This window comes from Castellaniella hirudinis (genome assembly GCF_047468865.1).
Taxonomy (GTDB): Bacteria; Pseudomonadota; Gammaproteobacteria; order Burkholderiales; family Burkholderiaceae_B; genus Castellaniella; species Castellaniella hirudinis_A.
On the sequence record NZ_JBLGTV010000001.1, the window covers coordinates 562706 to 588956 of the forward strand.

At 65.1% G+C, this 26251-nt stretch carries 27 protein-coding genes; 16 read left to right on the top strand and 11 right to left on the bottom strand.

Annotated elements, in window-relative coordinates:
• Positions 1-67 precede the first annotated feature (67 nt).
• From ACMHYJ_RS02700 to fabB, 3 genes are all read left to right on the top strand, one after another.
• Positions 68-535 carry a hypothetical protein gene (locus tag ACMHYJ_RS02700; protein ID WP_414244652.1) on the top strand — a complete coding sequence of 156 codons (468 nt, stop codon included), beginning with the start codon at positions 68-70 and terminating at the stop codon, positions 533-535.
• 104 nt (positions 536-639) lie between these two features.
• Complete coding sequence (gene fabA / locus ACMHYJ_RS02705; RefSeq protein ID WP_414244653.1) at positions 640-1152, top strand: 3-hydroxyacyl-[acyl-carrier-protein] dehydratase FabA; 513 nt, start codon at positions 640-642, stop codon at positions 1150-1152.
• An 11-nt stretch (positions 1153-1163) separates the two neighbouring features.
• Positions 1164-2381 (top strand): beta-ketoacyl-ACP synthase I, encoded by a 1218-nt coding sequence (gene fabB / locus ACMHYJ_RS02710; protein WP_414244654.1) that lies wholly within the window; start codon positions 1164-1166, stop codon positions 2379-2381.
• Positions 2382-2499: 118 nt separating this feature from the next.
• Here the strand turns inward: fabB and ACMHYJ_RS02715 are convergent, their stop codons facing one another.
• From ACMHYJ_RS02715 to ACMHYJ_RS02760, 10 genes are all read right to left on the bottom strand, one after another.
• On the bottom strand, positions 2500-3699 hold the full coding sequence (locus ACMHYJ_RS02715; protein ID WP_414244655.1) for an MFS transporter: 1200 nt from the start codon (positions 3697-3699) through the stop codon (positions 2500-2502).
• Positions 3696-4928, bottom strand: a complete 1233-nt coding sequence (locus ACMHYJ_RS02720) for an MFS transporter (protein ID WP_414244656.1) — start codon at positions 4926-4928, stop codon at positions 3696-3698. Before ACMHYJ_RS02720 ends, ACMHYJ_RS02715 begins: the two co-directional genes overlap by 4 nt.
• A gap of 180 nt (positions 4929-5108) precedes the next feature.
• Positions 5109-6809 carry a cbb3-type cytochrome c oxidase subunit I gene (locus ACMHYJ_RS02725; RefSeq protein WP_414244657.1) on the bottom strand — a complete coding sequence of 567 codons (1701 nt, stop codon included), beginning with the start codon at positions 6807-6809 and terminating at the stop codon, positions 5109-5111.
• 13 nt (positions 6810-6822) lie between these two features.
• Entirely contained in the window at positions 6823-7773 is a 951-nt protein-coding gene (locus tag ACMHYJ_RS02730; RefSeq protein ID WP_414244658.1) for a c-type cytochrome, read from the bottom strand.
• Positions 7770-8021, bottom strand: coding sequence for a hypothetical protein (locus tag ACMHYJ_RS02735; protein WP_414244659.1), 252 nt, complete (start codon positions 8019-8021; stop codon positions 7770-7772). The genes ACMHYJ_RS02730 and ACMHYJ_RS02735 overlap by 4 nt, the downstream gene beginning before the upstream one ends.
• 72 nt (positions 8022-8093) lie before the next feature.
• Positions 8094-8282 (bottom strand): hypothetical protein, encoded by a 189-nt coding sequence (locus tag ACMHYJ_RS02740; RefSeq protein ID WP_414244660.1) that lies wholly within the window; start codon positions 8280-8282, stop codon positions 8094-8096.
• A 29-nt stretch (positions 8283-8311) separates the two neighbouring features.
• Positions 8312-8599 (bottom strand): helix-turn-helix domain-containing protein, encoded by a 288-nt coding sequence (locus ACMHYJ_RS02745; RefSeq protein WP_414244661.1) that lies wholly within the window; start codon positions 8597-8599, stop codon positions 8312-8314.
• A complete protein-coding gene (locus ACMHYJ_RS02750; RefSeq protein WP_414244662.1) occupies positions 8596-8985 on the bottom strand; it encodes a type II toxin-antitoxin system RelE/ParE family toxin in 390 nt (129 codons plus the stop codon). Before ACMHYJ_RS02750 ends, ACMHYJ_RS02745 begins: the two co-directional genes overlap by 4 nt.
• Positions 8915-9370 carry a hypothetical protein gene (locus ACMHYJ_RS02755; protein WP_414244663.1) on the bottom strand — a complete coding sequence of 152 codons (456 nt, stop codon included), beginning with the start codon at positions 9368-9370 and terminating at the stop codon, positions 8915-8917. The genes ACMHYJ_RS02750 and ACMHYJ_RS02755 overlap by 71 nt, the downstream gene beginning before the upstream one ends.
• A 67-nt stretch (positions 9371-9437) precedes the next feature.
• Positions 9438-10346 carry a YicC/YloC family endoribonuclease gene (locus ACMHYJ_RS02760; protein ID WP_414244664.1) on the bottom strand — a complete coding sequence of 303 codons (909 nt, stop codon included), beginning with the start codon at positions 10344-10346 and terminating at the stop codon, positions 9438-9440.
• 70 nt (positions 10347-10416) lie between these two features.
• Between ACMHYJ_RS02760 and rph the strand changes: the two genes are divergently transcribed.
• From rph to ACMHYJ_RS02825, 13 genes are all read left to right on the top strand, one after another.
• Positions 10417-11169, top strand: coding sequence for a ribonuclease PH (gene rph / locus ACMHYJ_RS02765; RefSeq protein ID WP_414244665.1), 753 nt, complete (start codon positions 10417-10419; stop codon positions 11167-11169).
• Positions 11166-11777 carry an RdgB/HAM1 family non-canonical purine NTP pyrophosphatase gene (gene rdgB / locus ACMHYJ_RS02770; protein ID WP_414244666.1) on the top strand — a complete coding sequence of 204 codons (612 nt, stop codon included), beginning with the start codon at positions 11166-11168 and terminating at the stop codon, positions 11775-11777. Before rph ends, rdgB begins: the two co-directional genes overlap by 4 nt.
• 34 nt (positions 11778-11811) lie before the next feature.
• The gene (gene hemW / locus ACMHYJ_RS02775) at positions 11812-13008 is read left to right on the top strand and encodes a radical SAM family heme chaperone HemW (protein ID WP_414244838.1); all 1197 of its coding nucleotides are present in this window, start codon (positions 11812-11814) and stop codon (positions 13006-13008) included.
• Between the two features lie 379 nt (positions 13009-13387).
• Positions 13388-14800 carry a type I glutamate--ammonia ligase gene (glnA, locus tag ACMHYJ_RS02780; protein WP_414244667.1) on the top strand — a complete coding sequence of 471 codons (1413 nt, stop codon included), beginning with the start codon at positions 13388-13390 and terminating at the stop codon, positions 14798-14800.
• Between the two features lie 8 nt (positions 14801-14808).
• The gene (gene glnL / locus ACMHYJ_RS02785; RefSeq protein WP_414244668.1) at positions 14809-15762 is read left to right on the top strand and encodes a nitrogen regulation protein NR(II); all 954 of its coding nucleotides are present in this window, start codon (positions 14809-14811) and stop codon (positions 15760-15762) included.
• On the top strand, positions 15759-17477 hold the full coding sequence (locus ACMHYJ_RS02790; RefSeq protein ID WP_414244669.1) for a sigma 54-interacting transcriptional regulator: 1719 nt from the start codon (positions 15759-15761) through the stop codon (positions 17475-17477). The genes glnL and ACMHYJ_RS02790 overlap by 4 nt, the downstream gene beginning before the upstream one ends.
• A 163-nt stretch (positions 17478-17640) precedes the next feature.
• Entirely contained in the window at positions 17641-18417 is a 777-nt protein-coding gene (locus tag ACMHYJ_RS02795) for a ferredoxin--NADP reductase (protein WP_414244670.1), read from the top strand.
• An 88-nt stretch (positions 18418-18505) separates the two neighbouring features.
• The gene (locus ACMHYJ_RS02800) at positions 18506-18892 is read left to right on the top strand and encodes a Rid family detoxifying hydrolase (RefSeq protein ID WP_414244671.1); all 387 of its coding nucleotides are present in this window, start codon (positions 18506-18508) and stop codon (positions 18890-18892) included.
• Positions 18893-18914: 22 nt separating this feature from the next.
• Positions 18915-20984: an ATP-dependent DNA helicase RecG gene (recG, locus tag ACMHYJ_RS02805; RefSeq protein WP_414244672.1), complete on the top strand. Its 2070-nt coding sequence runs from the start codon at positions 18915-18917 to the stop codon at positions 20982-20984.
• Between the two features lie 32 nt (positions 20985-21016).
• Entirely contained in the window at positions 21017-21973 is a 957-nt protein-coding gene (locus tag ACMHYJ_RS02810; RefSeq protein WP_414244673.1) for a LysR substrate-binding domain-containing protein, read from the top strand.
• Positions 21974-22091: 118 nt separating this feature from the next.
• The gene (locus tag ACMHYJ_RS02815) at positions 22092-22616 is read left to right on the top strand and encodes a Dps family protein (protein WP_414244674.1); all 525 of its coding nucleotides are present in this window, start codon (positions 22092-22094) and stop codon (positions 22614-22616) included.
• A 111-nt stretch (positions 22617-22727) separates the two neighbouring features.
• Positions 22728-23849, top strand: coding sequence for a high-affinity branched-chain amino acid ABC transporter substrate-binding protein (locus ACMHYJ_RS02820; protein ID WP_414244675.1), 1122 nt, complete (start codon positions 22728-22730; stop codon positions 23847-23849).
• A 285-nt stretch (positions 23850-24134) separates the two neighbouring features.
• Complete coding sequence (locus tag ACMHYJ_RS02825) at positions 24135-25139, top strand: cytochrome-c peroxidase (RefSeq protein WP_414244676.1); 1005 nt, start codon at positions 24135-24137, stop codon at positions 25137-25139.
• 33 nt (positions 25140-25172) lie between these two features.
• On the opposite strand, the gene ACMHYJ_RS02830 is transcribed toward ACMHYJ_RS02825, so the two are convergent.
• A complete protein-coding gene (locus ACMHYJ_RS02830) occupies positions 25173-26249 on the bottom strand; it encodes a sn-glycerol-3-phosphate import ATP-binding protein UgpC (RefSeq protein ID WP_414244677.1) in 1077 nt (358 codons plus the stop codon).
• Positions 26250-26251 lie beyond the last annotated feature (2 nt).

Consider the following 26251-nt stretch of genomic DNA (forward strand, 5'->3'; position numbering starts at 1 on the left):
CCTGTCGATAAAGTAAAAATGTATTTTAGCGCGCCGCGCCCAGCCTATATATACTGCCCGCATGCGCATGATTCTTTCCCCGTACCCTGACCCGCGCCGCCTCGGCTGGCTTGGCGGGCTGTGTCTCCTGGGCTGCTGTCTGGCGGGCCTGGCCCAAGCGGCGGACGCGGCCTGGACGCTGGATCGCGTCAGCACGGGCCTGCAGGCCCTGGGCCGGCCGGTGGCGGTGGCATACGCGCCGGCTCCGGGGACGCTTGTGCCGCCGACGGCGCGCATCACGCAGGTCTATGCCGCGCGCGACTACGCCGGCCGGGCCCTGGTGCGCACCGACCTGTGCTGGGGGTCGGCCCAAGGCCCCTGCGTCCCGCTTCAGGGCGGGCACCTCAATACCCGGGCCTTCAACGGCAAGCCCGCCGGCGGCCCTTTGTTGCTGGTGCATCGGGTCGAACACTGGGTCACGGATCACCCCCCCTTGTTCGTGCGCGGCACCGTCACGGTGTGGTATGCGGATTCCCCGGCGGCGCAGGCCCGTTAGGCCAGCCGATGACCTCGGGTTATACTCTCAGGCTTGGTTACTTTGCAGGTTGCAAAATCTCATCCGCTTTTGCAGTCGGCAGTCGGGTTATCTCACAGGACATCATGCAAAAAAACAGTTACAGCTATGACGAACTGCTGGCGTGCGGGCGCGGGGAAATCTTCGGGCCGGGCAACGCCCAGCTGCCTTTGCCCCCGATGCTGATGTTCGACCGCATCGTCCACATCGACGATCAGGGCGGGCCGCACAACAAGGGCGAAATCATTGCCGAACTCGACATCCGTCCCGACCTCTGGTTCTTCGACTGCCATTTCCAGGGCGATCCCGTCATGCCGGGCTGCCTGGGGCTGGACGCCATGTGGCAGCTGGTCGGTTTTTTCCTGGGCTGCTGCGGCGGCCAGGGGCGCGGCCGGGCATTGGGGGTGGGCGAAGTCAAGTTCACCGGCCAGGTGCTGCCCACCGGGCGTCTTGTGCGCTACCACATTGACATGAAACGCGTGATGATGCGTAAATTGGTCATGGGCATTGCCGATGCCCGCATGGAAGTCGACGGCCACGAAATCTACGTGGCCCATGATTTGCGGGTGGGCCTGTTCACCCGCACGGATAATTTCTAGGAGGCCCTATCATGCGTCGTGTGGTCGTCACCGGCATGGGCATCGTATCCAGCCTGGGCAACAATCAAGCCGAAGTCCTCGACAGCCTGCGCACAGGCCGTTCCGGCATCACCTACCAGTCCGAATACGCGGCCCAGGGGCTGCGCTCTCATGTGGCGGGCTCGATCCACCTGGATGCGCTCGAAAAGATCGACCGCAAGCTGGGCCGCTTCATGGCCAATGGCCACGCGTATGCCTGGCTGGCCATGCAGGAAGCCATCCAGGACGCCGGCCTGACCCCGGAACAAGTCTCCAATCCGCGCACGGGCCTGGTGGTCGGGGCCGGCGGGGCATCCCATTTGTCCATCCACGACGGCATCCAGACCCTGCGCGAAAAAGGCGTGCGCCGGGTCGGGCCCTACATGGTCACCAAGGCCATGGCCAGCGGGGTATCGGCCTGCCTGGCCACGGGCGCCCAAATCAAGGGCATCAATTATTCCATCAGCTCCGCCTGTTCCACCAGCGCGCACTGCATCGGCAACGCGGTCGAGCAAATCCAGCTGGGCAAGCAGGACATCGTCTTTGCCGGGGGCGCCGAAGAAGAAAACTGGTCGCTGTCGTTCATGTTCGATGCCATGGGGGCGCTGTCCACCCGCTACAACGACACGCCGGATCGCGCCTCGCGCACCTACGACGCCGACCGCGACGGCTTCGTGATTTCCGGCGGCGGCGGCATCGTGGTGGTCGAAGACTACGAACACGCCAAGGCCCGGGGCGCCAATATCCTGGCCGAAATCGTCGGCTATGGCGCCACTTCCGACGGCTACGACATGGTCGCCCCCTCGGGCGAAGGCGCCGAACGCTGCATGCGCCTGGCGCTGGAAGGCGTCGCGTCGCGGGTGGATTACATCAACACCCATGGCACCAGCACGCCCGTGGGCGACATCAAAGAACTTGAAGCCATCCGCGCGGTCTTCGGCGCGGATCAGCCCTGGATCGCCTCCACGAAATCCCTCTCGGGCCACGCCCTGGGGGCCGCCGGGGTCAACGAAGCCGTCTACACCCTGCTGATGATGAAGCACGGCTTCGTCGCGGCCTCGGCCAATATCGACACCCTGGATCCGGCCGCCGAAGGCATGAATATCCTGCGCGAAACCCTGCCGGCCGCCACCATCCAGACGGCGCTGTCCAACAGCTTCGGTTTTGGCGGCACCAACGCCACGTTGGTGTTCTCTCGCGCCGGACTGTAAAAAAACCAGCCATCGACTGGTGACGCCGCAGCCCCGTATGACGACGTAGCCCCGCTTGTGCGGGGCTTGGGCGGTCTGCTGGGCGCGGCAGCCGGCCTGCTGGGCGGCTGCGGTGGTCTCAGGCTGCCGTCTGCGCCCGCACCAGCAGCTTGCGTCCGGCGAACCAGCCCGCCAACCCGGTGCAGACGCCCAGCAGGCCGATCAGGCCCGTCGCCGCATCGAACCCGCCCGTCCAGGCATACAGCATACCGATCAGCAGCGGCCCGCTGGCGGCCAGTAGATAGCCGGTGGTCTGGGCCATGCTGGACAGGGCCGCCGCCACGTGCGCATCGCCGGATCGCAGCACGATCAGCATCAGGGCCAGGGCGAATAAACCGCCCTGACCCAGGCCCTGGACGATGGACAAGGGCCAGATGGCCCACGCAGGCCCGGCCAGCATGCCCACCAGCGCCAGGGTGGCCATGGCACTGAGCAGAACCGCCAGCCCCCGCTGGTCGCGCCAGCGGCTGGCCAGCATGGGGGTGAAGATGCAGGCAATGATCTGCAGGACGATGGAGACCGACGTGATCAGGCCGGCCTCGGTGCCGTTGAGCCCGCGCGCGTGCAGCATGGGGGCCATCCAGCCCAGCACGCAGTATGCCAGGGCCGATTGCAGGCCCATGAACAGCGTGACGGCCCAGGCCAGCGGGTCTTTGGGCAGGCTCTTGACCGGCAGCAGCCGGGCCGGGCCCGTCTGCTGCGCGCCCGAAAAATAAGCCACGGGCGACCAGGCCGCCAGGGCCAGCAGCCCCAGGGCGGCCCAGATGATCAGGCCGTTGGCCCACTGCCGGCCCAGCAGCTGGGCCAGCGGCAGGCTGGTGGCGGCCGCCAGGGCGGCGCCGCCCACGAGACTCATGGTGTACAGCCCCGTCATCAGGGCGGCGCGATCCGCGTAGTCGCGCTTCACCAGGCTGGGCAGCAGCACATTGCCCATGGCGATGCCGGCCCCGCCCAGAGCGGTGCCCAAAAACAGGCCGTTCACGGACCAATAGCCGCGCAGCGCCGTGCCCAGGGTAATCAGCAGCAGCACCAGCCACAGCGTGCGCTCCACGCCGATGCGCCGGGCCAGGCGCGGGGCGAAGGGGGCAAAAATCCCCATGCACAGCACGGGCAGGGTGGTGAGGTAGCCGGCGGTCGCGGCCTGGATGCCCAGCCCGGCGATGATATCGGGCAGCAGCACGGAGGTGCTGGAAAACAGGGGGCGCAGGTTGGCCGCCAGCAGCAACAGGCCGGCGGCCACCAGCCAGCGCCGGGGCAAAGCCCGCAATGCGCGGCTCATGCGCGTCGCCGCATGTCAGGCAGAAAATAGGCGGCCAAGCCCAACAGGGGCAGATAGGCGCACAGGTGGTAGACGAACGTGATGCTGGTGACGTCCGCCAGCTTGCCCAGCACGGCCGCCCCGATGCCGGCCATGCCGAAGGCCAGGCCGTAGAACAGGCCGGAGACCGTGCCGGTCTTGCCGGGCATGAGTTCTTGCGCGTAGACGATGATGGCGGGGAAAGCCGAGGCAATCATGACCCCGGCGCAGAACACCAGAATCAGCGTCCATTCCAGGTTGGCGTAGGGCAGCGCCATGGAAAATGGCGCCGTGCCCAGGATGGATCCCCAGATGACGCGCTTGCGGCCGATGCGGTCGCCCACGGGCCCGCCCACCAGCGTGCCGGTGGCCACCCCGGCCAGGAAGACGAAAAGCGAATACTGCGCCTGTTGGATGTCCAGGCCGAAGCGGTCGATCAGGAAAAAAGTGAAGTAGCTGTTCAGACCCGCCAAGTAGAAATATTTGCTGAAGATCAGCAGCAGCAAAATGGCCAGCGCGCCCTTGACCTGGCGGCGGTCCAGGCCGTTGTCGACCTTGCCCAGGGACTTGCGGCCGCGCGCGCTGGTGAGGTTGGCGGCATACCAGCGACTGACCCCGAGCAGAATGACGATGCCCAGGAGGGCTGCCAGGGAGACCCAGGCCACGCTGCCTTGGCCGCGTGGCACGATCAGCAGGGCCGCCAGCAAAGGCCCGATGGACGAGCCGATGTTGCCCCCCACCTGGAAGATGGACTGCGCCAGGCCGTGGTGCCCGGCCGAGGCCATGCGCGCAACGCGGGAGGATTCCGGGTGGAAGACCGACGAGCCGGCCCCCACCAGGGTGGCGGCCAGAACCACCAGGGGGAAGTTCCAGGCTTGCGACAGCAAAAGCAGGCCGCAGCAGGTGAAGCCCATGCCGATGGGCAGAGAGTAGGGCAGCGGCCGCCGGTCGGTGAAGCGGCCCACCAGGGGCTGCAGCAGGGAAGATGAAAACTGGAATGCCAGCGTAATCAGGCCGACCTGCACGAAACTGAGGTCGAAGCGCCCCTGCAGAACCGGGTAGATGGCCAGCAGCACCGACTGCATCATGTCGTTGAGCAGGTGGGTCAGGCTGATGGCCCCCAGGACGGGGTAGGCGATGTTCGGCTGGGCGCCGGACGCATCGAGGCTGGCCGCCGGGGCGGGCGTAGCGGGAGCGAACGTGTTTTTCATGGGGTAGATGGCGGTTGGGTGCGCATCTGAGCCATTGTACGCTGTTGGCCCGTTTGCATCACCTGGCGCATTGTGCGCCCCGCCTGCGCGGGCCCGGGAGGCGGGGCTGCGCCGGTGTGCGGCCCCGCCTGGGCGGCGGCCGGGCAATGGCGTGTTTCGCCGGCCCGGCAGCCGTTGCGCTCAGGCCCCCTTGGCGGCCAGCAGCGCCGGGGTGTCGGACGGTGCGGTTGCGGCCACGGGCCGGGCCTGCAGAGAAGCCAGGAAGCGCCAGACGAACAGCAAGGTGATCAACAACAGGCCGGGGTAGCCGATGCCGGCGAAGATGTAGGGAATGGTGGGATCGCCATGGGCGACCGAGTCCAGATTGAAACTCAACAGCCCCAGGGTGATGATGGCGCCGAAAATCCACATGCCCATCAGCCACAGGCTGGCCTCGGTGCCCCGCAGGGTGGAACGCCAGCCCTTGGACGGCGCGGCTTCGGTGCGGGGATGCGGCTTCGCGGCCTCGGTGGAGGGTTCGCGCAGGCCGATGGTCAGCAGATCGTAGACCAGCAGCCCGGCCCCCACCGCAAACACCAGGCCGAACAAGGGGATCAGCACCTTGAAGAACTGCATCGCCGGGAAGATTTGGCCGCCGTACCAGCTCAGTCCCATGGAACGCGCCAGGAACACCTGGATCGTGCCGCCGATGGCAAAGGCGAAGGCAATGCCCAGCATGCCGGTCAGCACCAGCCAGAAGGCGACCCGGCCCAGGCGCTGGTCGAAGCTTTTGACCCCGCGCAGCAAGGGCACGGCGTAGTAGGCCGAGGCGATGCCCAGCATGCCGAAGGTGCCGAACATCGCCAGGTGCGCATGGCTGGGGGTGACCCACGTGCCGTGCGACCAGACGTTGGTCAGGGCGAAGGTCATGGTGAAGCCCAGGATGCCCGCGCCGACCTGTTCAAGCACGACCGAACCCAGGATGAAGTAGAAAGCCGGGGCGTTTTCCAGGGGTTTTTTATCCTGGTGGGCGTCCAGGTAGATATGCCAGAAGCAAAACACCAGCGGCAAGGGTTCGAGGGCGCTGAACAAGGATCCCCAGAATTGCCAGAATTCGGGCGTGCCGATCCAGAAGTAATGGTGGGCATTGCCGATCAGGCCGGACAGCCACACCATGGCGACCCCCCAGAACACGGCATAGCCCACGGACTTGACGTCCGCCTTGAACATCAGCACCAGCAGAAAGCCCACCAGGCTGATGTGGATGACTTCCCAGACGCCTTCCACCCAGTAGTGCACCACATACCAGCGAAAGTATTCCTGCAGATCCAAGCGTTCGATGAAGAACACGCCGAACAGCCAGACGAAGGTGAGGGCGGTGACCCCCATGGCCAGCCCCCAGTGGATTTCGTTCCAGTCGCGCCGGGCGGGAAAGGTGCGCAGCACCACGTAGGCCAGGATGGCAAAGCCGATGAAGATCACCAGATCGGCGGCGCGCCCGGCTTCCAGGTATTCCAGACCTTCCTGGAACCAGGGCTGGCCCAGCCACCAGCCGGCAATGCCGTCGGCGGCCAGGGCCTGGGTGGCGACGTTCCAGAGCGTGACGGCCATCAGGGCGTAGAACAGGATCTTGATCAGCCACGGGGCCGCGAGTTCGCGGTTGGACAGCAAGGGCCCGATGAACAGGATGGTGCCGATGAACCCGGATAGAATCCAGAGTATGCCCAGGTTGGTGTGTTCGGCCCGCAGGATGTTGAAATTGGCGATGCCGGCCAGCAGCGTCGGATCGACGTGCTGGGTGGCGATCAGCAGGCCGAATGACATCTGGAACAGGAACAGCACCAGCATCAGCAGGAAGAAGCGCAGACTCAAGCGCTGGGTTTGGTATTCAATCTTGATCATGGTGGCTTCCCTATCAAAGACTGCGCAGGTAGGCCACGATGGCCTGCATGTCGGATTCATTGACCAGCGGGTCGTAGGACGGCATGACGTGCGGCGGATAGCCTGCGACGATCTTCGCGTCGGGCTGGCGGATGGATTCGACCAGGTAGTCGTCGTCCGCTTTCACGCTGCCGCCATCGGCCAGCTGCACGGTCGAGCCGTACAGGCCGCCCCAGCCCGGGCCCACCAGGCGTTTCTGGTCGGTCGCGTGGCACGCCACGCAGCCCAGGTCGTTGACCAGCTTTTTGCCCAACGCCACCGGGTCGGCATCGCCGGCGGCCGCCGGCTGGCTGTCGGCCGCCGGTGCGGCGCTTGCCGCCACCGCCGGGCTGCCCGCCAGCGCCGGCAGGCGGCGGCCTTCTTTCGGTGCCGGAGGCCAGCCCTCGGTGTTCATGGCCGCGGTGTATTTGAAGAAGGCGATCAGCGCGGTGATCTCGCCGGCCTTGAGCGGCAGGTTGGGCATCAGGGTGTGCTGCCCGCCGCGCTGGTCGATGCGTTCCGCCGCGCCGGGGTAGCGATCCAGGTACGCCTGCATGTCGGTGCTGCCGACTTCTTTCTGGACGGCGGCGTTTTGCAGCTGGATTTGGACGGCGGCCGAGGTGGGCCAGCCGCCGGCCGAAGGCAGGAATGCCGCCAGCCACGCGGGGCCCGCGTGCTCGTAGATGTCGGTCAGATCCGGGCCGAAATACGCCCCGTTGCCGACGATGGTGTGACAGCCCATGCAGTTATAGGCTTGGAAGACGCGCTTGCCCAGCACGGCATCGGCGTCGCCGTAACTGACGGCCGATGGAATGGCCTGCTTGTGGGCGGGCAGGAAAGACCAGATGGACAGGATCAGGAAAATCGCCAGCATGAGGGCCAGGACGGCCAGCGCGGTGCGGCGTTTGGCGGGTTCGCGGCAATCGGCATCGTTCAGGCAGCTCATGATTGCTTCTCCTGTGAGGCCGCGTCGGGCCGGTGCCCTTGGGCATCGTGCAGGAACAGCGTGCGCAGGCTGCCCAGGAAGGCATAGAACACATAAACTGCCAGAACATAGCCCACCACAATGTACACAGTCCACATCGCGGGGGTTTCGGCCCAGTATCCCACGCTGTGCCAGTATGGCCAGGACAGCAGGACACTGAGTGCGGCGGCGAGAGCCGATATCACCAGGTCGATCACACGTTGTGCCATTTTTCCCCTCCCTTTCAGACTGGATTGGCTTGCTTAGTCTAGAAAGGAAAGGCGGGACGAGCCGACAAGCCCTTACAATGAAGGAGGAGACTGAAATGTATGGGAAATCGCCGGCACTGAAACAAACATATCATTTGTATTGTGCGATGCAATAACCAGGGTTGGGTATTGTGCGATGGCCTGCGCCTGTCCTGCCGCGTGCCAGTCGGGCACGGCAAGCAAGGGGCAGATAGATGAAAAGATTGCCTTGATCTGCATCAAGTCTGTTGTGAAACAGGGGTTTTCCCTTTTCAAACACGGACGATGCGCTGCGGCCGCCTGCTCGGATCGCCTTGCACGTTGAGCAGCACCAACGCCGGGCCGTGTGGGGTGCGGTCGCCGCGTTCCCAGTGCCGCAGGGTCGCCGTGGAAAAGCCGAAGCGGGCGGCGAATTGCTCCTGGGTCATGCCCACCTTGGCGCGCACCGCTTTCACGTCGATGGCGCGCGGGCGATGGACGCGTGCGCCGCGCTCGTTGCCCTGGGCGTGGGCGATGGCTTCTTGCAGACCCCGCTTGATGTTTTCGAATGCGGTATTCATGGCTTTGCCCGTCCTTTCCAGATGTTCACCAGCACGTCCACCAGGCCGGCCAGTTCGTTGCGCTCGGCCTCGGTCAGGTTGGCCTTGTCGCCCTTGGCGAAGATTGTCAGCAGGTACAGCGGCATGAGATCGTCGTGGTAGTAGTAGACGATTCGCACGCCACCGCTTTTTCCTTGCCCGCCACGGCGCCAGCGCAGCTTGCGCACGCCGCCCGTGCCTTCCATGACGTCCCCGGCCTTGGGATGCTCGGCCAAATAATCGATCAAATCCTGGCGCTCTTCGGCGCTCAGGATATCGAAATCAATTCCTGCCAGTTTAGGGTTTGATGGCAGGAGGCAGGTTTCCTTGGGGTGCGTCTTCCAGAGAAAACCGCTGTTTTTCGACAATTTCATTGACCTGCTCGGTGGACAGGCCGGCAGTGAGCAATTGTTGCCGCAAACCGGAAATTCTGCGCTCGAACGCTGCTCTTGCCTGAGCGATTCCGTCTACGATGAATTGTGCATTGAAATCATCCGCCAAGTCGTAGAACTGCACATTCGACACACATGCTCCAAACCATGGGAATCTGATGGCGACTTCCTGTATGGCAAGCGTTCCATGTGCTTGGCGAATACCAATCTCACTTAAGTACACCGTCCCTTGGATATTTGTGAATCCATGCTTATTGAGCACACGCCGTATCTCAGCGTAGGCGTTTTGCCAGCTTTTATTATGGTAATTCTGCTCAAGACACTTGGTGTCCAGATCAAAAACGATTAAGCAGCGATCCATGAGGGGCCTTTGGGTTTCGTGCCGTTGTCATGATGGATATCCATCAAGGGATGGCTAGTCTGAAACATCACTCGATATTCTGCGCCTGCTCCCGCATCTGTTCGATCAGCAGCTTCAGGTCGATGGCGGCCTGGGTGACGCTGAGGGCCGCCGCCTTGGCGCCCAGGGTGTTGGCTTCGCGGTTCATTTCCTGGAAAAGAAAATCCAGGCGCTTGCCGCTGCCGCGCGCCGCGGCCGGGTGCTGGCCGGCCAGGATGGCGCGTAGTTCCTGCAGGTGCGATGCCAGCCGGGTCAGTTCTTCGGCCACGTCCACCCGCAGGCCGAACAGGCTGGCTTCCTGGGCGATGCGGGCGGTGAGTTCGGCCCCGCTGATGGCGGCGAAGCCCTCCGGGCTGGCGGCCATCAGGGCCTCGCGCAGGCGCTGGGCGATTTTTTCCTGGTGCTGCTGAACCAGATCGGGGAGCGCGGCCTCGACTTGCCCGATGATCGTGCTGATTTCGTCCGCCATGGCGAGCATGGCGGCGGCCAGGCGGGCGCCTTCGCGTTCACGGGCGGCCTTGAATTCGGCCAGGGCCTGGGTGCAGACCTGCTGGCACAACGGCAGCCAGATATCCGCGTCCAGGCCGTGCTGGGCCAGGCCCTGGCGGGGCAGCTCGGCCAGGCTGGGGGCGGGCAGATCGGGGATTTGGCGCCGGGCCCAGGCCAACTGTTGCGCCAGGGCCTGGACGGCGTCCTCGTCGAAGGGGCGCAGGGTGTCCGGGTTGACGGCGCTGTAGTTCAGGCGGACTTCGATCTTGCCGCGCAAGGCATGCCGCCCGACCAGGTCGCGCACCAGATTTTCGGTGAAGCGCAGATCTTCCGGGATGCGCAGGGTCAGATCCAGGAAGCGGTTGTTGACGCTGCGGACTTCGATGGACAGTGCGCCGTATTCGGTTTCCTGGCGGCAAGCGCCAAAAGCGGTCATGCTGCGGATCATCGGATGGTTCTCATGATTCTCTACAATAGAGCCGTTATTGTAGTCTGCTCCCGTTCCCGGAAATCTGCCCATGTCCCTCTCCCCCGAAGCCCCTTCTTTTGCCCGTCCCTCCGGCCGGGCGGCCGACGCCTTGCGTCCGGTGCGCCTGGAAACCGGCTTTACCCGCCATGCCGAAGGCGCTGTTCTGGCCTGTATGGGCGACACCCAGGTGCTGTGCACGGCCAGCGTGCTGGACAAGGTTCCGCCCTTCCTGAAAGGCCGGGGGCAGGGCTGGGTGACCGCCGAATACGGCATGCTGCCGCGCGCCACCCATACGCGCGGAGACCGCGAAGCCGCGCGCGGCAAGCAAAGCGGCCGCACCCAGGAAATCCAGCGCCTGATCGGGCGCAGCTTGCGGGCGGTATTCGACCTGTCCGCGCTGGGCGAACGCACCGTGCAGCTGGATTGCGACGTGCTGCAGGCCGACGGCGGCACACGCTGCGCCAGCATCACCGGGGCCTGGGTGGCGGCCGCCCTGGCCGTGCGCGGGCTGCAGGCGCAAGGCGCGCTGCGGGGCGACCCGCTGCGCGGCCAGGTGGCCGCCGTATCTGTCGGCTTGTACAACGGGGCGGCGGTGCTGGATCTGGACTATGCCGAAGACGCCCGTTGCGACACGGACATGAACGTCGTGATGACCGACGGCGGCGGCTTTGTCGAAGTGCAGGGCACGGGCGAAGGGGGCTGTTTTCAGCGCCGGCAGTTGGATACCCTGCTGGATCTGGCGGATGCCGGCATCCGCCAATTGCTGGCGGCGCAGCGCCGCGCCCTGGAGGCCGCACAATGACCCGCGTGGTGCTGGCATCCAACAACCCGGGCAAGCTCAAAGAGTTTTCCGCCAGCCTGGCGGCGGCGGGCATCGACATGGTGCCCCAGGGCGCGCTGGGGGTGCCCGAGGCCGAAGAACCCTTTGGGACTTTTGTCGAAAACGCCTTAGCCAAGGCCCGGCATGCCAGCCGCCTCACGGGCCTGCCCGCGCTGGCGGATGATTCGGGCCTGTGCGTCCATGCCTTGGGCGGCGCGCCGGGCGTGCATTCGGCGCGCTATGCCCAGGGGCCCGGCGACGCCCGATCCGATACCGCCAACAATGCCCGCCTGGTGGCCGATATGACCCGCCATGCCGACCGCCGGGGCTGCTACGTGGCCGTGCTGGTCTACTTGCGCAGCGCCGACGATCCGCGCCCCATCGTGGTCGAAGGGGTCTGGGACGGCGAGGTTCTGGATCATCCCCAGGGCGGCAATGGCTTCGGCTACGACCCTTATTTCTACCTGCCCGATCTGGGCATGACGGCGGCGGAACTGCCCCTGGCGCAGAAAAACCTGCTCAGTCACCGCGCCCGCGCCCTGCGGGCGTTGCTGCAGGCCTTGCGCAGCGAATATCCGGCGCAGCACTGAAGGCGGTCTCATGAAAAAACTGGTACGCGTTCCCCTGCCGGACGCCGCATCGAGCGGCAAGCCCGGGGTCAAGGGCCGGCCGGGCCTGGCCGCCTTGCCGCCGTTGTCGGTGTATGTGCACGTGCCGTGGTGTGTGCACAAATGCCCTTATTGCGACTTCAATTCGCACGAATACCAGGGCGAACTGCCCGAGCAAGCCTATTTGCAGGCCCTGCAGGCCGACCTGGAGCAGGCCGTGCCGGACGTCTGGGGGCGGCCCGTGTCCACCGTTTTCTTCGGCGGCGGCACGCCCAGCCTGCTGTCGCCCGAGGCCATCGACCAGATCATCAGCTTGCTGCGCGCCACGCTCAGTCTGTCGCCCGATGCGGAAATCACCCTGGAAGCCAACCCCGGCACCGCCGAAGCGGCCCGCTTTCAGGGCTATGCCCAGGCCGGGGTCAACCGGATTTCCCTGGGCATCCAAAGCTTCGACGACGACAAGCTGCGCCGGCTGGGGCGCATCCACGATGCCGCCCAGGCGCGTGCCGCGATCGGCATGGCCCAGCGGGCCGTGGAGCGCGTCAACCTGGATGTGATGTTCGCCTTGCCGCAGCAGACGCTGGCGCAATGCGCGCAAGACCTGCGCGAGGCCCTGGCCTTTGAGACCGGCCATCTGTCGCTGTACCACCTGACCCTGGAGCCCAACACGGTCTTTGCCAAGTACCCCCCGCCGGTGCCGGGCGACGAACTCAGCGCCGCCATGCAGGATCAGGTGGCCGAACTGGCCGCCGCAGCGGGTTTCGAGCGCTACGAGGTGTCGGCCTACGCCCGGGCGGGCCAGGCCTGCCTGCACAACCTGAACTATTGGCAGTTTGGCGACTATTTGGGCATCGGGCCGGGGGCGCATTCCAAGCTTTCGTTTCAAAACCGGATTATCCGCCAAGCCCGGGCCAAGATGCCCGAGGCCTGGATGCGCCTGGTTCATGAGCACGCGGGCCGCCACATTGTCGAGCAGCGCGAACTGGGCCACCAGGATCTGGGTTTTGAATTCATGCTGAACGCTCTGCGCTTGCGCCACGGCGTGGAAGGCGGCCTGTTCATCGAGCGTACCGGCCTGTCCTTGATGACCTTATTGCCCGCCATGCGCCGCGCCGTGGACAAGGGCCTGCTGCAACCCGGCCTGGATCGCGTGCAGGCCACCGAGCAGGGGTGGCGCTTCTTGAATGACCTGCAAATGGAATTCCTGCCCTGATCCGGTGCCAGCGGGGCGGATGCCCCTGGCCCGATCCGGTTCTATCGAGCTGATCCGATGGGTGGATTCGATGGGCTGGTTTGACGGCTCGATCCAAGGCGTTGAGCCAATAGCAGGCGTTTCCATCTAAAATGGTGCATCAATGCTGTTTTTGCACCAATACAGTGCAAGGCAGGGGTTTATTTCCTGCCAAAGCCGCCGCAAAAAGTTGGCACGCTCTTTGCTTGATGTTCTGCAAGCGCATGCGGATCGGGCGTGCCCCGCCGTGGACGGATCGGTGTTCTCCGGTCTCGGGGCCAATCGGCTTCCACTTCACCCGGGTCGCCCCGATCCGCATGCTTTCAACGATTATGGATTCAATTTTGGCGCAGGAGCCCACATGTCCACCCCCGAAAATGTTGTTCAGTTGATTGCCGAGCGCGAAGTCGCCTTCGTGGATTTCCGCTTTACCGATACCCTGGGCCGGGAACACCACCTGACCGTGCCCGCCAGCCTGGTCGACGAGGATCGCATGGAATCCGGCGTGGCGTTCGACGGCTCGTCCCTGCCTGGCTGGAAAGGCATCGAAGCCTCGGACATGGTGCTGATCCCCGATGCCGCGACCGCGCGCATGGATCCTTTCCGCGAAGAAGCCACCTTGATCCTCACGTGCGACGTGGTCGAACCGTCCGATCTCAAGGGCTACGACCGGGATCCGCGCTCGCTGGCGCGCCGCGCCGAGGCCTACCTGAAATCCAGCGGCCTGGGGGATACCGCCTATTTCGGCCCGGAGCCCGAATTCTTCGTCTTCGACGGCATCAGCTGGAAAGCCGACATGTCGGGCAGCTTCGTCAAAATCCATTCCAATGAAGGCGCCTGGTCGAACGCGGACGACGCCAACGGCACCAACCTGGGCTACCGGCCCGCGGTCAAGGGCGGCTATGTGCCGGTCCCGCCGATTGATTCCTTTGCCGACATGCGCTCGGAAATGTCTCTGCTGATGGAGCAAATGGGCGTGCCGGTGGAAATCCACCACCACGAGGTCGGCAACTGCGGCCAGCTGGAAATCGGCACGCGCTTTTCTACCCTGGTGCAACGCGCCGACTGGACGCAGATCATGAAATACGTGATCCGCAACGTGGCGCACGTGTACGGCAAGACCGCCACCTTCATGCCCAAGCCGGTGGTGGGCGACAATGGCTCGGGCATGCATGTGCACCAGTCCATCTGGAAAGACGGCCAGAACCTGTTCGCGGGCAATGGCTACGGCGGCTTGTCCGAGTTCGCCCTGTATTACATCGGCGGCATCATCCACCACGCGCGCGCGCTCAACGCCATCACCAACCCCGGCACCAATTCCTACAAGCGGCTGGTGCCGCACTATGAAGCCCCGGTCAAGCTGGCCTATTCGGCGCGCAACCGCTCGGCTTCCATCCGCATCCCCTACGTCAGCAATCCCAAGGCGCGGCGGGTCGAAGCCCGTTTTCCCGATCCGCTGGCCAACCCCTACCTGGCCTTCTCGGCCCTGATGATGGCCGGCCTGGACGGGGTGCAGAACAAGATTCACCCCGGCGATCCCGCGGACAAGAACCTGTACGATCTGCCGCCCGAGGAAGACGCGAAGATCCCGACCGTGTGCGTGTCCCTGGAACAGGCCTTGGAAGCGCTGGATCGGGATCGCGAGTTCCTGACCCGGGGCGGGGTGTTCAGCAATGATCTGCTGGATGCCTATCTCGACCTCAAGGCCAACGAGCTCGACCGCCTGCGGGTGGCCCCGCATCCGGTGGAATTCGATCTGTACTACACCCTGTAGCCGCACCGATGGATCCGTTCAGCTTCGAAACACTGCAGACCGCAGTCTTGCTGCTGGACGAGTCCGGCGGCATCCGCTACGCCAACGGCGCGGCGGAAACCTTGCTGGGCGTGTCCCGCAGGCAGCTGGACGGGCAGGCGGCCGCGCCCTATCTGCGCGGCTGCCGCAGCGTCCTGAAGACGCCGCTGTCCCAGCCCCCCTGGGCCTGGCTCCTGGAAATCCCCGTGCACCACGGGGCGCGCTATGACGATCGCTTGCAGGACGTGGCCGAACAGGCCGCGCAGCACGAGACACTGCGCAATCTGGCTCATGAAGTCCGCAATCCCCTGGCCGGCCTGCGGGCGGCCGCCCAATTGCTGGAAATGGAGCTGCCGCGCGCGGATTTGCACGACTACACGCAAGTCATCATCCAAGAGGCCGACCGCCTGGCGGATCTGGTGGATCGTCTGGTGTCGCCGCAACGCCTGGACTTCGAGCCCGGCCTGTTCAATGTGCATGAAATCTGCGAAAGAGTCCTGGCCCTGATCGAGCTGGAATTCGGCCCCCGGCTGGCGCTGGCCCGGGACTACGACACCTCCGTGCCGGAAATCCACGCCGACCGCGACCGTCTGCTGCAGGCCCTGCTGAATGTGGCGCGCAATGCCGCCCAGGCCCTGACCGAGGCGGATCATGTGCAGGCGCCCACTGTGCGGCTGCGCACCCGCATCCTGCATCAGCCGGTGCTGTTGCACGGCCAGCACCGGCTGGGGCTGATGCTGGCCGTGGCCGACAACGGCCCGGGGATTCCCCCGGGGCTGCGGGACAAGCTGTTTCATCCGCTGGTCACCGGGCGGGCGCGGGGCGCCGGCCTGGGGCTCAGTCTCGCAAAAGCCTGCCTGCAGCGGCATGGCGGTCTGCTTGAATTCGATTCGCGGCCCGGGCGCACCGAATTTCGTTTCCTGCTGCCGTTGGATGTCGCATGAAATCGATCTGGATACTGGACGACGACCCGGGCATGCGCTGGGTGCTGGAAAAAGCTCTGGACAAGGCGGGCTGGCCGGTGCGCTGCTTCACCGACGGCAATGCCCTGGTTCAGACCGTCGAAGCCTTAGCCTCCATCGAGGATGCGCGCGCGCCGGCGCTGGTCGTGTCCGACGTGCGCATGCCGGGCCTGGATGGCTTCCAGGTGTTGTCCCGCATCCGGGCGCATCTGCCCGACCTGCCGGTGATCCTGATGACGGCGTATACCGATCTGGACACCACGGTGGCGGCGTTCGCGCAGGGCGCGTTCGACTATCTGGCCAAGCCCTTCGATGTCGCAGCCGCCTTGGCCCTGATTGCGCGCGCGGCGGACAACGGTTCCGCGCAGGCCGCCGGCCCCGGCGCTTCGGCCGATCGCGGCCTGCCCCTGGCCGCCCGCGCCGCCGGGGCGCCGCCCCGGCGCCCGCCGCCCGCGCCGCGTCCGGGCCCCATGCCCGCCGGCCTGCCGCTTCGTTCCGACGCGCCGGTCATGCAGGAAGTCTTTCGCGCAATCGGCCGCTTGGCGCGATCCGCCGCGACCGTGCTGATCACCGGCGAATCCGGCACCGGCAAAGAATTGATCGCGCGCGCCCTGCACCAGCACAGCCGCCAGGCGGCCGGCCCGTTCATCGCGGTCAATGCGGCGGCCATCCCGCGCGATTTGCTTGAAGCGGAACTCTTTGGCCATGAACGGGGCGCGTTCACGGGGGCCGTCCAGATGCGCCGGGGCCGCTTCGAGGAAGCCGACGGCGGGACGCTGTTCCTGGACGAAATCGGCGACATGCCCGCCGAACTGCAGACGCGCCTGTTGCGGGTCTTGTCCGAGAGCAGCTTCTACCGGGTCGGAGGCAGCCGCCCCATCAAGGTGGCCGTGCGGATCGTGGCGGCCACCCATCAGCCGCTGGAAGACCGGGTCAGGGAGGGCCGCTTCAGGGCGGATTTGTTCTATCGCCTGAATGTCATCCGTCTGCGCCTGCCGCCGCTGCGCCAGCGGCGCGAAGACATCGAGCCGCTGACCCTGCTGTTTCTGCGGCAGGCCGCGCAACAGCTGCAGGTGCCCGCGCGGGTGCTCAGTCCCGAGGCGCTGCGGGCCCTGCGGCGGTTCGACTACCCGGGCAACATCCGCCAGCTGGAAAGCATCTGCCAGTGGCTGACCGTCATGTGCCGGGATGCCTGGGTGCGGGTCGAGGATCTGCCGCCCGAATTGCTCGAAGGCTTGGCGACGTCAGACGGTCTGTCCGATGCGCCGGCGGACGGCTCGCCCGATGCGGCGCCGAATGGCATGTTCGATGCGACGCTGGATGGCATGTCTGATGCGGCGCCGAGTAGCATGCCCGATGCGCCCGCGGCCCGGCCCACCGCGGGGCCGCCGATCCCGCCGGCCGTCGGGGGCGAGGGCGGGGCGGCACAGGCCGCCGACTGGCGACAGGCCCTGGGCGCCCGGCTGGCGGCGCATCTGCGGCAGGCCGATCCGGCCCTCTACGACTGCTTCCGCAACGATTTCGACCGGGTGGTCTTGCGCCAGGCCCTGCGCCACACCCGCGGCCATCGGGGGCAGGCCGCCGCGCTGCTGGGGATCGGGCGCAATACCTTGACCCGCAAATGCCAGACCCTGGGCTTGGACGAAACCGCCCCGAGGGGTCGACCAAACCCGGACGATCTGGGTACAATAGACTGATTTGCTTAAAATTTTTAGTGGTTCGTGTGGCTGCTGATCAGTGCGGTAAATCGGTCCCCCTTGAGCCAAATCAAGCAAATCCCCGCAGTGCGCCCGCTTTGGTCTTGTATCAGGCATTCTTCGCCTTACCATACGGGTATCGTCTGTTTTTTATTTTCCCGACATGGCCGCCTTTATTTCCGAGCAAGTCCTTAGCGTGCATCACTGGAACGACACGCTGTTTTCGTTTAAAACCACCCGCGACCCCGGCCTGCGTTTCCACAACGGGCATTTTGTCATGCTGGGCCTGGAGGTCGAAGGCAAGCCCCTGATGCGCGCCTACAGCATCGCCAGCGCCAACCACGAAGAAAACCTCGAATTCTTCAGCATCAAGGTTCCCAACGGGCCGCTGACCTCGCGGCTGCAACACCTGCAGCCCGGCGATGCCGTCCTGGTCAGCAAGAAACCCGTGGGCACTCTGGTCGTGGACGACCTGAAACCCGGCAAGCACCTGTACCTGTTCGCCACGGGCACGGGGCTGGCGCCGTTTCTCAGCATCATCAAAGACCCCGGCGTCTACGACCGCTTCGAAAAAGTCATCCTGATGCACGGGGTGCGCTTTACCAGCGAACTGGCCTACGCCGACTACATCACCGAAGAACTCCCGCAGGACGAATACCTGGGCGAGATGGTGCGCGAAAAACTGGTTTATTACCCCACTGTCACCCGCGAACCCTACGTGCGCCAGGGCCGCCTGACCACGCTGGTCGAAAGCGGCCGGGTGTTCGAGGACATCGGCCTGCCGCCGCTGGACCCCGCCACCGACCGCGCCATGATCTGCGGCAGCCCCGCCATGCTGACGGATATCCGGGCGATGCTGGACGCGCGCGGCTTCGTGGTGTCTCCCGGGGTGGGCGAGCCCGGCGACTACGTCTACGAACGCGCCTTCGCCGAAAAATAAGGGGTCTTCAAAAACCGGGGATCTTTTATTATTTGCTATTGACCGGTAGAATCCGATAGTTATCCCTTCCCTTTCAGGAATTCCCCTCATGAGCAAAGCAATCATCCACACCGACAAGGCGCCGGCGGCGGTCGGCCCGTATTCCCAGGCGGTCAGCGCGGCCGCGGGCCGGTTGGTTTTCCTGTCCGGCCAGATCGGCCTCGAACCCGGCACGGGTGAACTCGTTTCCGAGAACTTCGAAGGCCAGGTGCGCCAGTCTTTCGCCAATATGCAGGCCGTCATCGAAGCCGCCGGCGGCACATTGGACAACGTCGTCAAGCTGACCCTGTTCCTGACCGATCTCAGCAAGTTCGCCAGCGCCAACGCCATCATGGCCGAAATCATCCCTCAGCCGTACCCGGCGCGCTCCACCATCGGGGTGGCCAGCCTGCCCAAGGGCGCCCAATTCGAGGTCGAGGCCATTCTGGCGCTCTGATCCAACCCGACCCCTATCCTTCATGTCTGCTGCGGCGACCGGCACGCAGTCGGCAGGGCGGCCCCGATCTTCCACCAGCAAGCCCCAGCAGGCTCGTCTTTTCGAGCGGCTGGGTTTGCGCACGACGGCCGACTTCATTGTGCACCTGCCGTTGCGCTACCTGGACGAAACCCGGATCACCCCGCTGGCGCAGGCCCGCGTCGGCACGCATGCCTTGTTCGAAGGCGAAATCCTGCACAGCCAGATGCTGCAGCAGCCGCGCCGCGAACTGCAGGCCCTGCTGGCCGACGACACGGGACAACTGCACTTGCGCTGGCTGCATTGCTACCCGGGCCAGCAGGCCCGCCTGCGGGCCGGGCGGCGGGTGCGGGTGCGCGGCGAAATCCGCATGGGCTACCAAGGGCCGGAAATCATCCATCCGCAGGTGACCGAACCCGGCGCGCCGCTGCCCGACACCCTGACGCCGGTCTATCCCACCACGCAGGGGCTGTCCCAGCCCAGCCTGCGCAAGGCCATTGCCCAGGCGCTGGATCAGGCCGATTTGCGCGATACCCTGCCGGCGGCGGTGCGCCAAGCCTATCAACTGGCCGATTTCGAGGCCTCGCTGCGCACCTTGCATCATCCCGGGCCGGATATTTCCCTGGATTTGCTGACCGGACACGGCCATCCCGCCTGGCGGCGCATCAAGTTCGACGAACTGCTGGCCCAGCAATTGGCCCTGGCGGACGCGCGCGCCGCGCGCCGGGCGCAGCGCGGCCAGGCCCTGATCGGCGAAAACAATCTGCTGGCGGGCCTGCGGGCGCGGCTGCCCTTCGCCCCGACGGCGGCCCAAGAGAAAGCCATCGCCGAAATCCTGGCCGATCTGGCCCAGCCCCATCCGATGCACCGCCTGCTGCAAGGCGATGTGGGCAGCGGCAAGACCCTGGTGGCCGCCATGGCGGCGGCCCGGGCGATGGACGCCGGGGTGCAAGTGGCCGTCATGGCCCCCACCGAGCTGCTGGCCGAACAGTTGTGGCGCAAATTTTCCGATTGGTTTTCGCCCCTGGGCGCGGACATCGCCTGGCTGGCCGGCGCCATGCCCGCCGCCCAGCGGCGGCAGGCCCTGCAAGCCATTGAAACCGGCGCCGCCCGCCTGGCCGTCGGCACCCAGGCGCTGATCCAGGACAAAGTGCGGTTTCATTCCCTGGGGCTGGTGATCAGCGACGAGCAGCACCGCTTCGGCGTGGGCCAGCGCCTGGCACTCAGCCGCAAAGGGGATCAGGAAGCCTGCGTCGCGCACCAACTCAGCATGAGCGCCACACCGATTCCCCGCACGCTGGCCATGGCCTTTTTCGCCGACATGGACGTTTCGGTGCTGGATGAACTTCCGCCCGGCCGGACGCCCGTGCGCACCCGCCTGTTTTCCGATCTGCGCCGCGAAGAACTCATCGCCCACGTGGCCGCCGCCATCCGCCAGGGGCAGCAGGCATACTGGGTCTGCCCGCTGGTCGAGGAAAGCGAAGCCCTGCAACTGCAAACCGCCGTCGATACATGGTCGCACCTGTGCCAGGCCCTGCCGGACTTGTCGATCGGCCTGATGCACGGGCGGCTGTCGGCACAGGAAAAATCCGCCACCATGGACGCGTTTCGCGACGGTGCCCTGAATCTGCTGGTCAGCACAACTGTCATCGAGGTGGGCGTGGACGTGCCCAATGCCAGCCTGATGGTGATCGAGCATGCCGAACGCTTCGGCCTGGCCCAGCTGCACCAGTTGCGCGGGCGGGTAGGGCGCGGCCCGAAAGAATCCACTTGTGTGCTGCTGTATCAGCCGCCGCTGTCGATGGTGGCGCGCGAACGCCTGCGCGCCATGTACGAAACCACGGATGGATTTGAAATCGCCCGACGCGATCTGGCCCAGCGCGGCCCCGGCGAACTGCTGGGCCTGCGCCAATCCGGCCAGGCGGTTTTGCGTTTCGCCGACCTCGGCCAAGACGAGTCGCTGCTCGAACAGGCGCGCGAAGCCGCCGCCTGGCTCGGCGCGGATTTTCCCGATCAGGCCCGCGCCCACCAGCAGCGCTGGCTGGCCGGCGCCACGCAATATTTACGCAGCTGAAGCCGCGCCGGCCCAAGTCACAAGGAACCCTCATGACCCTGACCGAACTGAAATACATCGTGGCGGTTGCCCGGGAACGCCATTTTGGCCGCGCGGCCGAGGCCTGTTTCGTCAGCCAGCCGACCCTGTCGGTCGCCATCCGCAAGCTGGAAGAAGAATTGGATATCGTGCTGTTCGAGCGCGGCGGCGCGGAAATCGGCATCACGCCGATCGGCCTGCGGGTGGTTGCCCAGGCCCAGCGCGTCCTGGAGGAAGCCGCCAACCTGCGGGAAATCGCGCGCCAGGGGCATGATCCGCTGGAAGGGCCGCTGCGTGTCGGGGTGATCTACACCGTCGGGCCCTATCTGCTGCCCCACCTGGTGCCCGAGCAAATCCGGCGCACCCCGCAGATGCCCCTGCTGCTGCAGGAAAACTATACGTCGCGCCTGCTGGAACTCCTGCGCCAGGGCGAGATCGACTGCGCCATCGTGGCCTTGCCCTTGCCGGACACCGGCCTGGCCCAATGCGCCCTGTACGACGAGCCGTTTTACGTCGCGCTGCCGCACGACCATCCCTGGGCGCGTGAAAAACACATCGCCTCCAAACGCCTGAAAGAAGAAACCATGCTACTGCTGGGCGCGGGGCATTGTTTCCGCGATCAGGTGCTGGAAGTCTGCCCCGAGCTGTCGCGCTATTCGGCATCGAGCGAAGGCATTCAGCGCACCTTCGAGGGGTCGTCCCTGGAAACCATCCGCCATATGGTGGCGGCGGGCATCGGCATCACGGTGATGCCGGCCAGCGCCCTCGGCGTGCAGGGCGACGAAGGCAAGCTGTTGCGCTTCATTCCGTTTGCCGCGCCCGTGCCGGATCGCCGCGTGGTTCTGATCTGGCGCAAAAGCTTCCCGCGCCTGGCCGCCATCGAAGCCCTGGCTCAGGCGGTGCGTCATTGCGGCATGCCCGGGGTGACCTGGCTGGATGACGCCATCGAAACCAGTCTCGCCGAGGCCTGAGCACGGCCTGCGCCGCCGGCGGCCGGCGTGCCCGGCCGGATTTTCTGCCCGATGGGGTGTTCTAAGGGTTATCCCGCTGTGTTATTCTGAGGTCGTCACCTCACTCAGGGAGCCCTCCATGGCAAAAGCCGAGAAAAAATCCAGCTCGAAAAAAACCCTGGCCCCTTCCAGCGGCCTGCCTATCGACATCGGCCTGTCCGAAAAAGAACGCGCCGCCGTCGTAGCCGAGCTCTCCAAGACCCTGGCCGATACCTATACGCTGTATCTGATGACGCATAACTTCCACTGGAACGTCACCGGCCCCATGTTCAGCACGCTGCACAACCTGTTCATGGATCAATACACTGAAACCTGGCAGGCCCTGGACGCCATCGCCGAACGCATCCGCGCCCTGGGTCATTATGCGCCCGGCACCTATGCCGAATACGCCCAGCTCAGTTCCATCCAAGAACCCACCTCGGTGCCCGACGCCCAGGAGATGATCCGCCTTCTGATGGCCGGCAACGAAGCCGTGGCCAAGACGGCGCGCACCGCTTTCAAGTGCGCCGACAAGGTCGACGACCAGCCCACCGCCGATCTGCTCACCCAGCGGCTGGACATCCACGAAAAAAACGCCTGGATGCTGCGCAGCCTGTTGGCATAAGTCATCTTTGAGGCCGCGATTCGCCGGCTTTTGGGGAAAACCCCCGTATCGGTGTTGGTCCACGGTGCGGGGGTTTCGTGTATTCTTTCTGGGTCTTTCACAGGAGGTTGTATGAACATTCGCTTGACGCCGATGGTTGCTGCTCTGGGGCTGGCCGCCGGCATGATGATGTCTTCCGCGGCGACCGCTGACACAATCAAGATCGCCATTGCGGGGCCTTATACCGGGGCGCTGACGCAGTATGGCGATATGGTCAAAGAGGGCGTGGACACGGCTATCGAAACCATCAACGCCAATGGCGGCGTGCTGGGCAATCAACTCGAAGCCGTCGTGATCGACGATGCCTGCGAACCCAAACAGGGTCCAGTCGTCGCCAACCGCGTCGTCAATGAAAAAATCCACTACGTCGTCGGGCACGTGTGCTCGGGCGCCACCATTGCCGCCGCCCCCGTCTACAACAACGAAGGCGTGGTCATGGTTTCTCCGTCGGCCACGTCGCCCGCCGTCACCGACGGCAAGAACTACGACATGATCTTCCGCACCATCGGCCGCGACGACCAGCAAGGCCCCGCCGCCGCCGAGTTCATCGTCGACAAGATCAAACCCAAGGCCGTGGCCGTCCTGCACGATAAGCAGTCCTATGGTCAGGGCATCGCGTCCGCCGTCAAGGACGACCTCGAAAAAGCCGGCGTCAAGGTCGTGCTGTTCGAGGGCATCAACGCGGGCGACAGCGATTATTCCGCCGTCATCACCAAACTGAAATCCGCCGGCGCCGACTTTGTCTATTACGGCGGCTACCACCCCGAAATGGGCCTGCTGCTGCGTCAGGGCGCCGAACAAGGCCTGCAGGCCAAATTCATGGGCCCCGAAGGCGTGGGTAACCCCGACATCAATGCCATCGCCGGCCCGGCCGTCGAAGGCATGCTGGTGACCTTGCCCGCCGACTTCACCACCGACCCGGCCAATGCCGCCGTCGTCGACGCCTTCAAGGCCAAGGGCCGCAACGCGGGCGGCGCCTTCCAGATGACGGCCTACGCGGCCGTGGATGCCATCGCCGCAGGGATCAAAGGCGCGGGCGCCGACGACCCGTCCAAGGTAGCCGCCTGGCTGCATGCCCACGACGTCAAAACCCCGATCGGCGATATCTCCTGGAACAAACAGGGCGACCTCAACGCGTTCAAGTTCGATGTCTTCACCTGGCACGCCGACGGCAATAAGTCTGTGTATCAATAAATCCGGTGTCCGCCCGGGGTCTTTGGCCTCGGGACTGTTCGCGTCAGCCTGACGGCAGGCCCGAAAAAACGCCGATCCGAACCGCACCCCAAAAGTTGGACACGATCCAATTTTTGGGGTGTTTTGCGTGGTGCCGCCCGGGTGACGCCGCGTCCTTGCAAGCCTTGCGCTGGATCAAGCGCCGTCTTGTCCATTTCGCCTACCATCTGCTTAATAACCATATAAACGATATGGTTATTGGGGTGTCCTGTCCGATGGCCCCCACGTTTGTCGATGGAGAAAAACATGACGATACGCTTCAATGTCCGCGCACTTGTCCTGGCCCTGACGCTGGGGTGCGCAGGCGCCCTGCATGCCCAAACGAACGAGCCTGTGTCGCCCATCCCTTATCCGGCAGCGGGCGACCCGGCAAAAATCGAGCTGGGTAAAAAACTGTTCTTCGATCCCCGGCTGTCCAAGTCCGGCTTCATCTCATGCAATTCTTGCCACAACCTGAGCACGGGCGGCTCGGACAACCTGGCCACGTCCATCGGCGACAAATGGCAGCAGGGGCCGATCAATTCACCGACGGTGCTGAACTCGTCCCTGAACATGGCGCAGTTCTGGGATGGCCGCGCGGGCGATTTGCGCGAACAGGCCGGCGGCCCCATTGCCAACCCCATGGAAATGGCCTTTACCCACGAACTGGCCATTGCGCTGCTGGCCTCCATCCCCGACTACGTGGATGAATTCAAACAGGTGTACGGCACCCCGGAGATCACCATCGGCGAAGTCACCGACGCCATCGCGGCGTTTGAAGAAGTGCTGGTGACGCCGGACGCTCCGTTCGACTTGTGGCTGAAAGGTGACCAAACGGCCCTGTCGGATCAGGCCCTGGCCGGCTACCAATTGTTCAAGACCAGCGGCTGCGTCGCCTGTCACAACGGCCCCAATCTCGGGGGGCGATCCTTCCAGAAAATGGGCCTGATCGAGCCCTACCAGACCGATAATCCGGCGCAAGGGCGTTCAGCCGTCACCGGCCAGGACGCGGATCGTTTCAGCTTCAAGGTGCCGACCCTGCGCAATGTCGAGCTGACCTATCCGTATTTTCACGACGGTGCGGTCAATACCCTGACCGAAGCCGTTGACATCATGGGCCGGCTGCAATTGGGCAGGCATTACAGCGCAGAGGAAAACGCCCAGATCGTGGCGTTTTTGAAATCCCTGACTGGCAAGCAGCCGGAAATCGTGCTGCCGATCCTGCCGCCGTCCTCCGACGAAACCCCGCGCCCCACGCCCTTCGGGCCTTGAGGGCGCCAGGCGTCGATTTTCGACCTTGATGGGTCAGGCGTCGATGCGGCGGCCGGTTTCGGCGTCGAACCAATGGACGGGATGCTGGCCGTCGGGCCCAAGCTGCAGGACGTCGCCCGCGCGCGGCGGATGGTCGCGGGTGTCCGTCACGCCGCAGCGCAGAACCAGCCCCTGATCGCCCCAGCGGGCGTGGATGAGTTGCTCCGAACCCAGGATTTCGACCATCTCCACCTGAACCCGCAGGCCGGGGGCGCCCAGCCGCAGGTGTTCGGGACGCAGCCCCAGAATCAGCCGGGCGCCCGTGGCCGCGGCGGGCGCGGCCACGGGCAGGGCCTGGCCGTCCGGCCCCTGGGGCCGGCCTTGCGCGTCCAGGCTGATTTGCAGCAGGTTCATGGGCGGCGAGCCGATGAAACTGGCCACGAACACCGTGGCGGGGCGCTCGAAGACTTCAGCGGGCGTGCCGATTTGCTCGGGGACGCCCTGGTTCATGACGATCATGCGGTGGGCCAGGGTCATGGCCTCGACCTGGTCGTGGGTGACGTACAGACTGGTGGTTTTCAGGCGCTGGTGCAGCTTCTGGATTTCCAGGCGCATCTGCACCCGCAGCTTCGCATCCAGGTTGGACAAGGGCTCGTCGAACAGGAAAATCGAGGGGTCGCGCACAATGGCCCGCCCCATGGCCACGCGCTGGCGCTGTCCGCCCGACAGCTGGCGGGGGCGGCGATCCAGCAGGTGGTCGAGCTCCAGGATGCGCGCGGCGTCATCCACGCGGCGGCGGATCTCGGCCTTGTCCATGCGCCGGATCTTCAGGCCGTAGGCCATATTGTCGAAGACGCTCATGTGGGGATAGAGCGCGTAGTTCTGGAACACCATGGCGATGTCGCGCTCGGCGGGTTCGAGGTCGTTGACCACCCGGTCGCCAATGGCGATCTCGCCGCCGGTGACGGATTCCAGGCCGGCCACCATGCGCATCAGGGTGGATTTCCCGCAGCCGGATGGCCCCACGATGACGACGAATTCGCCATCGTGGACTTCCATGGAAATACCGTGGATGACGGCCACGCCGCCGGGGTAGGTTTTACGGACGTTGCGAAAGCTCAGGGTGGTCATAT